Origin of the sequence: Nocardioides sp. YR527, assembly GCF_900101045.1 — a bacterium.
Taxonomy (GTDB): domain Bacteria; phylum Actinomycetota; class Actinomycetes; order Propionibacteriales; family Nocardioidaceae; genus Nocardioides.
In genome coordinates this window covers 839,417-851,684 of the sequence record NZ_FNFN01000003.1, presented here as the reverse complement: position 1 = coordinate 851,684, position 12,268 = coordinate 839,417, and the positions used below count along the sequence as shown (strand labels likewise).

Below are 12,268 nucleotides of genomic sequence, written 5' to 3'. Positions count from 1 at the left end.
CTCGACCGCTCCTACGCACTGGTCGCGGCCGCGATGCGGGCCGGGGACTGCAACCCGGCCCAGGCCCACGTCATCGTGAATGCCCTCGACGACCTCCCCGCCGATCTCGATCCCGAGATCAAGACCAAGGCCGAAGAAGCGCTGGTCGCCTACGCGACCCGGTTCGACCCCACCCAGTTGCGTCGTCTGGGGCGCCGGATCCTCGACGTCATCGCCCCCGAGATCGCCGAGGCCGAAGAAGCCCGACGCCTCGCCGCCGAGGAAGCCCACGCGAGGAAGAAGACCCGCCTGGCGATGCGGCGTCTGGGGGATGGCACCACCCGGATCGCGGCGGTGGTCCCGGATGCGGCCGCGGACCGGCTGGCCACCAACCTCGAGGCCTTCGCCTCACCGCGGCGCGATGACGGTGTCCGCACCGAGACCGGCGAGTACCTGCCCTACGACCGCCGCCTGGGACGCGCGTTGTGCCAGCTGCTGGAGACCCTCGACCCGGCCCGCCTGCCGATCCACGGCGGGGACGCGACCACTGTGATCGTGACCATCGACCTGGATCAGCTCCGCAAGGAGGCCGGCATCGCCCAGATCCTCGGCGGGTCCCCGATCACCGCCGCCGAGGCACGCCGCCTGGCCTGCACCGCCAACATCATCCCGGCCGTCCTCGGCGGCGCCTCCGAGGTCCTCGACCTCGGCCGCAAGGAACGCTTCTTCACCGCCGCCCAACGCCGCGCCCTCCTGCTCAGGTCAGCAACCTGCGAAGCCGAGGGCTGCGACATCCCCGGCACCTGGGCCGAAGCCCACCACTGGATCGCCTGGGCCCAAGGCGGTGTTACCGACCTCGACAACGCTGCCCTGCTCTGCTCCCATCACCACCACCGCGCCCACGACGACGCCTACCTCCACGAACGACTCCCCAACGGCGACATCCGCTTCACCCGACGCACATAGATGGTTCTAGCCGCGGCCTTTGAGCCGAGCGCGAAGGACGAGCCGAGCCGCAGGCCCGAGATCCTCGATGACCTCGACGAGCGCCCCGAGCTGCTCGAGCGACGCGAAGGCCGACTCGGCGCCGGGGCGGTCGACGCCGTCGTACATGAGCAGGCCGATGAATGCCGAGCTGATCGCGCGCGACAGCCCAGGCGCGTCGACCACACTTTCGACCGGACTGCCCTCCAGAGCACGAGCGACCGCGGCCTCGACCTCGTCGTTCCACCGGCCCAACGCGTAGCGCGCTGTCTCGGCCAGCGTCTTGTCCCGCTGCGCACCGGCCAGGAGCTGAGCCATCACCGTGATGTTGCCGGCGGCCCGCTCCCGCTCGTGGAGCCCCCGACCGAGCTCCAGCAGCTCGCTCAGCGAGGTCACCTCGGCGAGCTCGTCGCGGTAGGACGCCGCCGCCTCGTCCGTCGCCGCCCGGCACGCCTGGTCGACCAGGTCCATGACCGTGCCGAAGTGGTAGAAGACCAGCGCCTGGTTGACCTCCGCCCGAGCGGCGATCGCCCGCGCCGAGAGTCCCGCGATCCCGTCCTCCTTGAGCAGGTCGGTCACCGCCAGCATCAGCTTGGCCTTGGTGGGGTTCATTCTGCGGCGGGCTCCTTGGTGACGAGCAGGTTGTAGCCGATCAGGACGAGACCGAGTATGCCGCCGCTGACGAAGCCTACGACCACGCACAGCAAGGCGATCCACGGCCCGGCATCGACCGATCCTTCCAGCGTCACGAATCGAGCAGTCGACACCAGCGTTCCCGCCAACGCAAAGTAGACGGAGTTCTCAGGCGTACGCAGCGCCCGGATCCGCGCGCGTCGGGTGATCGCGCGACCGAAGATTCCCGCGATCAGTCCGGCTGCGGCAGCCATGCCGACGAAGATGGCGAGATCCTCCGCGACATCCAGGTTCGCCCCCGAGAACATGACCTCACTGAACAGCACGAACGACAGTCCCGCGGCAACGATCGCCGGCCAGGCTCGGTCAGCGAACGACGAGGGCGGAAACAGCGACACCGGAGCCATCAGAACCGCGAAGGGCAGCCCGGTCATCGCCCCCATAACGGCTCCGGTCACTCCGCCGAAGACCGGGCCGAGCACCGGGACCAGCAGCATCCCGACCGAGCCACCCATCACCAACCCGAGCACGACTCCGAAGAACCATCCCCGAAGAAAGGCCCAGAACAGAGCACACACCCCACCAGCCACGTACGCCTCCTTCAAGCCATTTGAGCGATTGCTCAAATTCAAGGTAGCGCATCCCTTGAGCGACCGCTCAAATAGGTCATATGGTCGTTCCCATGAAGATCCTCATCCCCGGAGGGACCGGCCAGGTCGGAGGCATCCTGCGGCGTGCCTGGAGCGCGCGCGGCCATGAGGTCGTGGTGCTCTCCCGCCGTCCCGAGCAGCTGGAACCCGGCGTACGTCATCTCGCCTGGGACGGCCGAACGATCGGTCCCTGGGCGGACGAGATCGACGGCGCGGATGCGGTGGTGAACCTCGCGGGACGGACGGTCAACTGCCGCTACACCGACGCCAACCTGAAGCAGATGATGGACTCGCGGGTCGAGTCGACCCGCGTGGTCGGGGAGGCGATCAGGAGGGCGGCCGCGCCGCCGCCCGTCTGGCTCCAGATGAGCACCGCGACGATCTACGCCCACCGCTTCGACGCACCCAACGACGAGGCCACCGGAATCATCGGCGGCGAGGAGCCGGGCGTACCGGCCTACTGGGAGTTCTCGACGCGGATCGCCAAGCGATGGGAGGCCGAGCAGGCCGCCGCGGACACCCCCGGCACCCGCAAGGTCGCGCTCCGCTCGGCGATGGTGATGAGCCCTGACCAGGGCGGTGTCCTCGACGTACTCCTCGCCATGGCCCGACTCGGCCTCGGTGGGCCGGTCGCCGGAGGCAGGCAGTTCGTCTCCTGGATCCACGAGGCGGACTTCGTACGCGCCTGCGACCTGCTCATCGAACGCCACGACATCTCCGGGCCGGTGAACACGGCAGCACCGGGACCCACTGCCCCAACGCGACCTGATGCGTGCGCTGCGCGCCGAGGCCGGGATGCCGTTCGGGCTGCCCGCGACCGCTTGGATGGCGGAGATCGGCGCCTGGGCGATGCGCTCGGACACCGAGCTGCTCCTCAAGAGCCGCCGGGTCGTACCGGGCCGGCTGCTGGATGCGGGCTTCGAGTTCGAGTACGCCACCTGGGAGCCCGCCGCCCACGACCTCGTCGCCCGCGCCCGGAGGCGGAGGTCCGGCCGGACAAACCAGTCGCATCGCCCGGCCGCGTCGACCACGATGGAGGGATGACCCGCGCGACCTGGCAGCCCCGACCCGACGACGCCGAGACCCTGAGACGGTTCTTCGGCAAGGACGGGCGGCTGCTGACGATCCCGTCCAAGCACGTCAAGAAGCTGGTGGTGCTCAACGAGCTCGCGCAGTCCTTCGAGCTCGGGAAGGTCTACCCCGAGCGCGAGGTCAACGAGATCCTCGGGCGGTTCCACGAGGACGTCGCCGCGCTGCGCCGCTACCTCCACGAGGAGGGGTTCATGATGCGCGAGGGCGGCTTCTACTGGCGGGACGGCGGGAGCGTCGACATCTGACTGTGCGGATCGGGCATGATTCGCCGCATGACGATGCCGGAACAGTCGGGCCAGCAAGTGCCCGGACACCCGCCCGCGGGGTGGATCGACCTGACCATCCAGGGCAGCCACATGACCTCGAACATGATCGTGCCGACGGTGCTGCTCAACGGTCACCAGATGCCGACGCAGTACGGCCGGAACGTCTTCCCCGTGCCACCGGGACACTGGAACGTCGAGATGTACGCCCAGTGGACCTGGAAGTTCGGCAAGGCGTCGCTGAGCTTCGACGTCGCTGAGGGCCAGACCGTTCCGGTCTTCTACGCCACGCCACTGACCGGGTTCAGCAAGGGTGCCATCGGCCACGAGAAGCAGCGCAAGCCAGGAGTCCTCGGATTCGTCCTCCTGATGGCCGTCCTGCTGCTCTTCATCGTCGGCATCGTGGCTCTGGGCGTGGTGTCGGGCTAGCTCCGCCCGCAGGGACACCGGGCCGGGACTGTCGGTGCTCACCGATACGGTCAGCCTTGTGACCACCACCGATTCACGCGGCCGAAGCGAAGCCCGGCGCCATCGACAGGGCTACGCGGTCCTGGACGTCGAGACGACCGGGCTCGACCCCTACCGCGACCGCGTGATCCAGGTGGCGATCCGCCAGATCGCCGCCGACGGCACCGCCGAGTCGGAATGGGAGACGCTGGTCAATCCCGGCGCCGGCGTCGACCCGGGCCCGGTCGAGGTCCACGGCCTGACCAGTGCCGACCTCGCCGGCGCCCCAGCCTTCCGGGACGTCGCCGCCACGATCGCCCAGCGCCTCGCCGGCCGGGTCTTCGTGGCCCACAACGCCCCGTTCGACTGGACGTTCGTGGCCGTGGAGTCGGACCGTGCCGGCGTGCGCCTCGAGGTCCTGGAGTGGCTGTGCACGATGCGGTTCGCGAAGGCGCTCGCGCTGGAGGTGCCGGACAAGTCACTGGCCACCATTGCGGCCTACTACGCGGTCGAGCAGCTGAAGGCCCACGACGCGGGTGACGACACTCGGGTGGCCGCGGAGATCCTGCTGCGTGAGCTGGCCGACGCCGACCGGGCCGGTCTCGCCCTGCCGCTGGTGGAGTGCAACACCTCGCGACAGCGGCTGAAGCGGACCCTGCGCCGCTGGTTCAGCCGCTTCCGGCAGCCCTATCGCTGAGAGATCGTCCCACCATCCGGGACATTTCCCGCAGAAATGCAACCGGAGGACCCGGTTCGGACATCAGTATGTCGTCAGCCCGATTCAATCTCGAGGGCCCTGGTCCGAAGCGAGGCGATGAAGATGGTCATGCGGGGAATGATCGCCGGGGCGCTCGCCGCCCTCCTGGCAACGACGTTCGCGGCCTGCGCCGTGGAACCGGACGCCGCGCCTGCGCCCGAGGCGACAGCCTCGCCGGCCGCGGGCTCCTCCTCCGCAAGCCCCTCGGCATCGCCGAGCGCCACGCCGACCCCATCGCCCAGCGCGAGGCCGAAGCCCGAGCCGAAGCCGTCCCCGACCTCGGGCCCGCGGCTCTTCGGCAAGGGTGACAGCGGTGACGACGTACGTGACCTGCAGGCGCGCCTGAAGCAGATCGGCTGGTTCAACGCGGGCGTGACCGGGTTCTACGGCAATGTCACCACCGAGGCAGTCTCCGGTTTCCAGGCCAAGCGCGGCATCGCGGTCACCGGCTTCGTGGACCAGACCACGCTCGACCGGCTGCACGCGATGACCCGCGAGCCGACCGAGGCCGAGCTGACCGACGCGCCGCCGCCGGTGCCCGCCGGCAAGCTCGACCCGCGCTGCCTGACCGGCCGGGTGATGTGCATCGACAAGTCGACCTCGGTGCTGCGCTGGGTCGTCGGCGGCACCGTCCAGACGAGCGTCGAGGTCCGGTTCGGCTCGCAGGAGCTGCCCACCCGGGAGGGTCGGTTCTCGGTCTTCGCCAAGAGCCGCGACCACGTCTCCTCGATCTACAAGACCCCGATGCCGTTCGCGATGTTCTTCTCCGGCGGCCAGGCGGTCCACTACTCCCCCGACTTCGCCGCCAACGGCTACAACGGCGCCTCCCACGGCTGCGTGAACGTACGCGACTACGCCGCCATCACCTCGCTCTACGACCAGGTGAACATCGGCGACGGGGTCGTCATCTACTGGTCCTGAGGACCTCCGCGAGCTGACGTCCGGCCCTCGGGCAGGATTGAGGAGGCGTACGTCCGGAGTCTTACCCTTGAGCCATGAAGGCGCTGCTCCTGGAGAACATCCATCCCGTCGCTGTCGAGAACCTCGAGAAGGCCGGCTTCGAGGTCGAGCTGCGCAGCAAGTCCCTCTCCGAGGACGAGCTGGTGGCCGACCTTCCGGGCGTGACGCTGCTCGGCATCCGATCCAACACCCACATCACCCCGCGGGTCCTGGACGCGGCCACCGACCTCAAGGCGATCGGCTGCTTCTGCATCGGCACCAACCAGGTCGACCTGGCCGCAGCCGCCGAGCGCGGCGTGGCCGTCTTCAACGCCCCGTACTCCAACACCCGCTCGGTCGTCGAGCTGGTCATCGGCTACATCATCTCCCTGGCCCGAAGGCTGCCGGAGAAGACCGAGAAGATGCACGCCGGCGTCTGGGACAAGTCCGCGAAGGGCTCCCACGAGGTCCGCGGCCGCACGCTCGGCATCATCGGCTACGGCAACATCGGCACCCAGCTGTCCAACGTCGCCGAGGCGCTGGGGTTCTACGTCATCTTCTACGACATCGCCGACCGGCTGGCCCACGGCAACGCGCGCCGGATGAAGTCCCTCGACGCGCTCCTGGCCGAGGCCGACGTGGTCTCCATCCACATCGACGGACGCCCGGGCAACCTGGGCATGTTCGGCGAGGAGGAGTTCGCGAAGATGAAGCCGCGCTCGCTGTTCATCAACGCCGCGCGCGGCTTCCTGGTCGACAACGACGCGCTGCGCAAGCACATCGAGTCCGGCCACATCGCCGGCGCCGCGCTCGACGTCTTCCCGATCGAGCCGAAGGCCCAGGGCGACGCCTTCGAGAGCCCGCTGCAGGGCCTCGACAACGTCATCCTGACCCCGCACGTCGGCGGCTCGACGCAGGAGGCCCAGGAGGAGATCGGCTGGTTCGTCTCCGGCAAGCTGCGCGACTTCGTCGGCTCCGGGTCGACCGCGCTGAGCGTCAATCTCCCCGCGGTCCAGCCGCCGCCGCTGGCCGCGGGTGCGCGCCTCGCGCTGCTGCACGACAGCGTTCCGGGTGTGCTCGCCGAGCTCAACGCCCTGCTCGCCGCCGAGGGCGTCAACGTGACCGGCCAATACCTCGCCACCGCCGGCGAGACCGGCTTCGTGGTCACCGACGTGACCGACGTACCTGCGACGACGCTCGAGAAGATCACGGCCAACCCGCACACCAGGTGGGTGCGCGCCTACCACGCCTGACGCTAGCGTTCTGGCTCATGGAGCTCCCGCAACATTGGCCGCTGCCAGCGGCGACCGACCTTCTCGGTGATGTCCTGGCAGCGTACGACGACCCGACCCGCCGCTATCACGACCGCCGGCACCTCACCGAGGTGCTGGACCGGATCGAGGAGCTGCGGGCGGAGGGAGAGCGCTTCGACCCGCTGACGGTCACCCTGGCGGCGTTCTTCCACGACTCCGTCTACGACGGCGAGCGGGACGCCGAGGAGCGTTCGGCCACCTGGGCCGAGGACGCGCTGGCCGCCCACCTGGATGTCGACGCGGTCGCCGAGGTGGTCCGGCTGGTGCGGCTGACCGAGACCCACGACCCTGCGCCCGATGACCGCAGCGGCCGGGTGCTCTGCGACGCCGACCTGGCGATCCTCGCCGCGCCGGCGGAGCGCTATGCGGAGTACGCCGCGACCGTCCGCGAGGAGTATCAGCACCTGTCCGACGAGGAGTTCCGCGCCGGTCGCGCCCAGGTCCTGGAGCGGCTGCTGGAGAAGGAGTCGCTCTTCTCGACACCCTTCGCCAGGATCAGCTGGGAGGCCGCCGCACGGGCCAACATCTCGGCCGAGATGGAGACCCTGACCACATACCTGTCATCTGACCAATAACGATTAGTGAAGCACCGCTCACCGGTGACAGAATCTCGTGGTGAGCTTCCAGACCTACGCCGACCTGTGGCGGCTTCCCGACGTACGCCGCATCCTCGTGCTGGGTCTGTTCCTGCGAATTCCGATGCCCGCCTCGGCAGTCATCGTGACCCTTCACGTGGTCGGCCCGCTGGACCGCTCCTACGCCGAGGCCGGACTCGTCTCGACGGTCCTCGCGATCGCGATGGCGATCTCCGCGCCCTGGCTCGGTCGGCTCCTCGACCGCCTCGGCCTGCGACGTACGCTTCTGCTGCCGCTGGCCGTTCTCCCCATCGCCTGGTCGATCGCCCCCTGGGTCGGCTACCTGCCGCTGCTCGCACTGGTCGCCATCGCGGGTCTCTTGACCGTCCCGTCGTTCTCGATCGTGCGCCAGGTGATGCTCCGCTCGGTCGGGCCCGGGCAGCGCACCGCCGCGCTCAGCGCCGACGCGATCATGACCGAGCTCGGGTTCATGGTCGGTCCGGTCATCGGCGTCCTGGGCGCCAGCTACTTCGGCACCTCCTGGGCGTTGCTGCTGATCCAGTGGCTCGGCATCGCCGCAGCGGTCGTGCTGTGGCTGTTCAACCCGATGATCACCGAGGGCGAGCCGACCCTCCCGAGCGACGCCGTCCGCAGTGACGCCGGCTCGCCGAGGCGCCGCTTCGGCCTCCCCTCGTGGGTGAACCCGGGCGTCGTACTCCTGCTCGCCGGCACGTTCACCGCCTCGCTCATCCTCATCGCCGAGGACCTCGGCACCGTGGCCGCGATGCGCGACTTCGACCGCACCGCCCTGCTCGGGCTCGTCATGGCGATGTGGGCGCTCGGCTCGCTGCTCGGCGCGCTCATCTACGGCGCCCTCAACAGCCACCCCTCGACCGCGGTGATGCTCGTCCTGCTGGGCGCGACGACGGTGCTGACCGCGTTCGCCTGGGACCCCATCTCGTTCACCGTGCTGCTCCTGCTCAGCGGCTTCTTCTGCGCCCCGACCCTGACCGCCGCGCTCGAGGCGATCACCAGCAGCGTCCCCTCGACCGTACGCGGCGAGGTGATGGGCTGGCACGGCTCTGCCATCACGCTCGGCAGCGCCGTCGGCGCCCCCACCGCCGGCTTCGCCATCGACCTGATCGGCTGGCAGGGCGGCTTCGTCCTCGGCGGCGGCCTCGGCCTGCTGATCGCGGCGGCCATCTGGCTCACCACCCGACGGATGTCCACCCCGGCCGAGGCGTCGCTCCCGCCGGGCGAGAAGTCGCCCGCGCCGGCCGAGTAGTCGCTCCCGCAGGCCGACACGTCACCGCGATGCCACCTCGGCCGACGTACGTGACGCCTCGGCTATCGGGGTTTGCGACGGCGCAGGCCGGCGGCAAGGAGAGCGGAGACCAGGACCCGAGAGGTGACCTCGACGGCACCCGCCGCGACCATGTCGTCGTAGGCCTCGGCAGGCACGTCGTAGTGGTCCCGGTCGAAGCCTCGGGGCGGGATGCCCAGCCGACTCGCGAAGGCGTGCAGCTCCTCGTAGGAGGTGTCGCTGGCGAGGTGAGACCACATCCGGCCGCGACTGGGTACGTTCGGCGGGTCGATGAGGATCACGGGGCATTCTTACCTCATGCCCCAGTTCCTTCCTGGTGTCGCCGCCTTGACCGGTCGGCAAGAATGGTTCGTGATGAACACGACAGTGCTGTTCGAGGCTCGGGCGAGGGTGCTCCATGACCTCGATGCCCGCGGACTCGCCGGTGCGGCCGCCGTCTCCGCCCTCGAGGACGCGATGACCGAGCGCGGCTGGTGGGTGGAGCAGTGGCCGGAGGGCAAGGCGTACGTCGCCGGCCTGGTCGCCCAGGACGTGCAGGACCTGCTCTTCGACGGCGAGGCCGCCGCGCGCTGGCCGGTGTGCACCTCATGCCCGCCCGAGTCGCCGGTGCACTCGCTCCACATCACTCCCGACCTGGGAGGTCCGGACCCGATCTGGGTCTGCGAGGAGAGCGGCGACGCGGTCGCGCCGCTCGGTGCCCTCTGACCGGCCCGGGAACGTCAGGACGGGCCGAGCTGCAGGTGCAGCGCATAGCGGTCGGCACGGTAGACCGAGCGGCACACCTCGACGTAGCGGTCCCCCGCGACCGACTTCCGCTGCCGACGGAGCACCGGGACACCGACCGAGAGGCCGAGCAAGGTGGCCTCCTCGATGTTGGCCACGTCGGCGCGGAAGGTGTCGTCGACCCACGAGGGTCGCATCTGCCGAGTGGCCAGCTCGGCGTAGAGACTGGTCGGCGCGGTGCGCTCGAGCATCCCGGGCACGATCGCCTCGTCGAGGTAGACGTCCTCGATGCAGATCGGCACCCCGTCGCCACGACGTAGGCGCCGCCAGTGGACGACGGCCGCGCCCTCCTTGATGCCCAGCGCGCGGGCGATGGTGGGTCCGGCCTTCTCCCGGCCGAGCAGCAGCGTCTCCGACGATGCCTGCATGCCCCGGCGTGCCATCTCCTCGCTGAACCCGAGCACCGGGCTCGCCGCCCGCGGCGGGCGCGCGACGAAGGTGCCCCGGCCCGGGATCCGGACCAGCAGACCGTCGGCGACGAGCGCGTCGAGCGCCTGCCGCACGGTGGCCCGGGCGACGCTGAACTTCTGGACCAGCTCACGCTCCGAGGGCGCGGAGGCGCCTGGGCTCTCGCCGACGACCAGCTCCCGGACGTACTCCCTGATCTGGACGTGCTTGAGCGACCGCTCACCCTCGACCGACCGGACCATGACCAGAGCGTAGGTGTACACCTCGCGTACGTCCCGAATTTGGTCAAGTTGTGACATTGCAACGAGATGAGGCAGACCTTCTGCAACGAAATAAGACGGCCGGATTTCACTAGAACAAGTGTTCGATCACGAGGTACGCTACGACGGTGGACTTCCAGGGAACACTCTTCGCCCCTACCGACGACGAGACCACCGAGACGGCCTACGAGCGGACCCATCTGGACCGCGGAGCCTGGGTGGACATCGCCCGCGGCTGGCTGCCCGATCCCGACGACGTCTTCGCGGCCCTGGTCAACGACGTCCCGTGGCACGAGGAGCGCCGGCAGATGTACGACCGGATGGTCGACGTGCCGAGACTCCTGCACACCTACCTGCAGGGCGACCCGCTGCCCCACCCCCGTCTCGCCGAGGCGCGCGGCCGCCTCACCGCCCACTACCTGCCAGAGCTGGGTGAGCCGTTCGTGACGGCAGGCTGCTGCTACTACCGCAACGGCCATGACTCGGTCGCCTGGCACGGCGACAAGATCGGCAAGGGCCGCACCGACGACACGATGGTCGCGATCGTCTCCGTCGGCGACCCCCGCCGCCTCGCCCTCCGCCCCCACGGAGGGCGAGGCGGCAAGGGCATGAGCATCGAGATGGGGCACGGCGACCTCGTCGTCATGGGCGGCTCCTGCCAGCGCACCTGGGAGCACGCCATCCCGAAGGTCTCCTCGGCCGGCCCCCGGATCTCGGTCCAGTTCCGGCCCCGCAACGTGTTCTGAGGCGGCCCCCAGATGCGTTCCGTACGCTGGTAGGAAAGGATGGGACCGACAGCCGACGCCCCTGGAGCCGCCTTGACCACCACCGCACCAACCCTCGCCCCGCCGTCCGCTGAAGAGATCGCCAGGGCGAAGGAGATCGTCGGGCGGGTCAGCACCGCCTTCAGCAGCCGTGTGGTCGGCCAGGAGCGGCTCCGGACGGCGCTGCTGATCGCGCTCCTCTCCGAGGGTCACGTGCTGCTCGAGAGCGTGCCCGGCCTGGCCAAGACGCTTGCCGCGAGCACGCTGAGCCAGACCGTCAAGGCGCAGTTCTCCCGGATCCAGTGCACCCCCGACCTGCTGCCCAGCGACATCATCGGCACCCAGGTCTACGACCAGCGCAACCACGCGTTCGAGACCCAGCTCGGCCCGGTGCACGCCAACTTCGTGCTGCTCGACGAGATCAACCGCTCCTCCGCCAAGACCCAGAGCGCCATGCTCGAGGCGATGCAGGAGCGCCAGACGTCGATCGCCGGCCACATCCACCCGCTGCCGCGCCCGTTCATGGTGCTCGCCACGCAGAACCCGATCGAGGAGGAGGGCACCTACGTCCTGCCTCACGCGCAGATGGACCGGTTCCTGCTCAAGGAGATCGTCAACTACCCCAGCGAAGGCGAGGAGCTCGTCGTCCTGGAGCGCATCGAGGCCGGCACGCTCGGCCCTGACCACGAGGAGACCCGCCCGGTCGCCGACCCCGACGACGTGATCTGGCTGCAGGAGCTGACCAAGCGCGTCTACGTCGACCCGGCGATCAAGCGCTACATCGTCGCCCTCGTCCAGGCCACCCGCAACGCCCGCCAGCTCCTCGGGCCGGAGACGGGTTCCTACGTCGAGATCGGCGCGTCCCCGCGTGCTTCGATCGCGTTCCTGCAGGCGTCGCGAGCGGCGGCGCTGCTGCTCGGCCGCTCCTACGTGACTCCCGAGGACGTGCGCGAGCTGCGCCACAGCATCCTGCGTCACCGGCTCCACCTCAGCTTCGAGGCGCTGGCCGAGAAGGTCCAGCCCGAGATGCTGGTCGACGCGCTGGTCCGCGCTGTCCCGAGCCCCTGAGTGGCGCCAGGAAATCAGGCACAGAATGG

General features: G+C 69.6%; 16 protein-coding genes and 1 pseudogene. 13 read left to right on the top strand and 4 right to left on the bottom strand.

The window, feature by feature from the left end; translation table 11 throughout:
• Positions 1-945: HNH endonuclease signature motif containing protein (locus BLT25_RS12675; protein ID WP_091046165.1), on the top strand; the 945-nt coding region annotated here is incomplete at its 5' end.
• Between the two features lie 6 nt (positions 946-951).
• On the opposite strand, the gene BLT25_RS12670 is transcribed toward BLT25_RS12675, so the two are convergent.
• Together BLT25_RS12670 and BLT25_RS12665 are read right to left on the bottom strand one after the other, a co-directional pair.
• Positions 952-1,575 (bottom strand): TetR/AcrR family transcriptional regulator, encoded by a 624-nt coding sequence (locus tag BLT25_RS12670; protein ID WP_091046163.1) that lies wholly within the window; start codon positions 1,573-1,575, stop codon positions 952-954.
• Positions 1,572-2,093, bottom strand: a complete 522-nt coding sequence (locus BLT25_RS12665) for a hypothetical protein (protein ID WP_143033730.1) — start codon at positions 2,091-2,093, stop codon at positions 1,572-1,574. The genes BLT25_RS12670 and BLT25_RS12665 overlap by 4 nt, the downstream gene beginning before the upstream one ends.
• Before the next feature lie 173 nt (positions 2,094-2,266).
• Between BLT25_RS12665 and BLT25_RS30700 the strand changes: the two are divergent.
• The 9 genes and pseudogenes from BLT25_RS30700 to BLT25_RS12625 form a co-directional block, all read left to right on the top strand.
• A pseudogene (locus tag BLT25_RS30700) lies at positions 2,267-2,899 on the top strand (NAD-dependent epimerase/dehydratase family protein); the annotation flags it as partial.
• 115 nt (positions 2,900-3,014) lie between these two features.
• On the top strand, positions 3,015-3,290 hold the full coding sequence (locus BLT25_RS30695; RefSeq protein WP_371113338.1) for a DUF1731 domain-containing protein: 276 nt from the start codon (positions 3,015-3,017) through the stop codon (positions 3,288-3,290).
• Positions 3,287-3,583 (top strand): DUF2087 domain-containing protein, encoded by a 297-nt coding sequence (locus tag BLT25_RS30690; protein ID WP_091046158.1) that lies wholly within the window; start codon positions 3,287-3,289, stop codon positions 3,581-3,583. Before BLT25_RS30695 ends, BLT25_RS30690 begins: the two co-directional genes overlap by 4 nt.
• Positions 3,584-3,610: 27 nt before the next feature.
• Positions 3,611-4,030: a hypothetical protein gene (locus BLT25_RS12650; protein ID WP_091046157.1), complete on the top strand. Its 420-nt coding sequence runs from the start codon at positions 3,611-3,613 to the stop codon at positions 4,028-4,030.
• Between the two features lie 58 nt (positions 4,031-4,088).
• A complete protein-coding gene (locus tag BLT25_RS12645; protein ID WP_176883830.1) occupies positions 4,089-4,745 on the top strand; it encodes an exonuclease domain-containing protein in 657 nt (218 codons plus the stop codon).
• A gap of 123 nt (positions 4,746-4,868) precedes the next feature.
• Entirely contained in the window at positions 4,869-5,726 is an 858-nt protein-coding gene (locus tag BLT25_RS12640; RefSeq protein ID WP_256328566.1) for a L,D-transpeptidase family protein, read from the top strand.
• A gap of 74 nt (positions 5,727-5,800) precedes the next feature.
• On the top strand, positions 5,801-6,997 hold the full coding sequence (gene serA / locus BLT25_RS12635; protein ID WP_091046152.1) for a phosphoglycerate dehydrogenase: 1,197 nt from the start codon (positions 5,801-5,803) through the stop codon (positions 6,995-6,997).
• Positions 6,998-7,014: 17 nt separating this feature from the next.
• A complete protein-coding gene (locus BLT25_RS12630; RefSeq protein ID WP_256328565.1) occupies positions 7,015-7,632 on the top strand; it encodes an HD domain-containing protein in 618 nt (205 codons plus the stop codon).
• A 40-nt stretch (positions 7,633-7,672) separates the two neighbouring features.
• Positions 7,673-8,917, top strand: a complete 1,245-nt coding sequence (locus tag BLT25_RS12625; protein WP_091046330.1) for an MFS transporter — start codon at positions 7,673-7,675, stop codon at positions 8,915-8,917.
• Positions 8,918-8,979: 62 nt separating this feature from the next.
• Here the strand turns inward: BLT25_RS12625 and BLT25_RS12620 are convergent, their stop codons facing one another.
• Positions 8,980-9,237: a DUF4031 domain-containing protein gene (locus BLT25_RS12620; RefSeq protein WP_091046148.1), complete on the bottom strand. Its 258-nt coding sequence runs from the start codon at positions 9,235-9,237 to the stop codon at positions 8,980-8,982.
• A gap of 73 nt (positions 9,238-9,310) precedes the next feature.
• Here BLT25_RS12620 and BLT25_RS12615 point away from each other — a divergent pair, with 73 nt between their 5' ends.
• Positions 9,311-9,661 (top strand): hypothetical protein, encoded by a 351-nt coding sequence (locus BLT25_RS12615; RefSeq protein ID WP_091046327.1) that lies wholly within the window; start codon positions 9,311-9,313, stop codon positions 9,659-9,661.
• Positions 9,662-9,675: 14 nt separating this feature from the next.
• Here the strand turns inward: BLT25_RS12615 and BLT25_RS12610 are convergent, their stop codons facing one another.
• Entirely contained in the window at positions 9,676-10,446 is a 771-nt protein-coding gene (locus BLT25_RS12610) for a GntR family transcriptional regulator (protein ID WP_256328564.1), read from the bottom strand.
• An 89-nt stretch (positions 10,447-10,535) separates the two neighbouring features.
• Between BLT25_RS12610 and BLT25_RS12605 the strand changes: the two genes are divergently transcribed.
• Complete coding sequence (locus tag BLT25_RS12605; RefSeq protein WP_091046139.1) at positions 10,536-11,153, top strand: alpha-ketoglutarate-dependent dioxygenase AlkB; 618 nt, start codon at positions 10,536-10,538, stop codon at positions 11,151-11,153.
• A gap of 72 nt (positions 11,154-11,225) precedes the next feature.
• The gene (locus BLT25_RS12600; RefSeq protein ID WP_176883828.1) at positions 11,226-12,239 is read left to right on the top strand and encodes an AAA family ATPase; all 1,014 of its coding nucleotides are present in this window, start codon (positions 11,226-11,228) and stop codon (positions 12,237-12,239) included.
• The last annotated feature ends 29 nt before the right edge of the window (positions 12,240-12,268 follow it).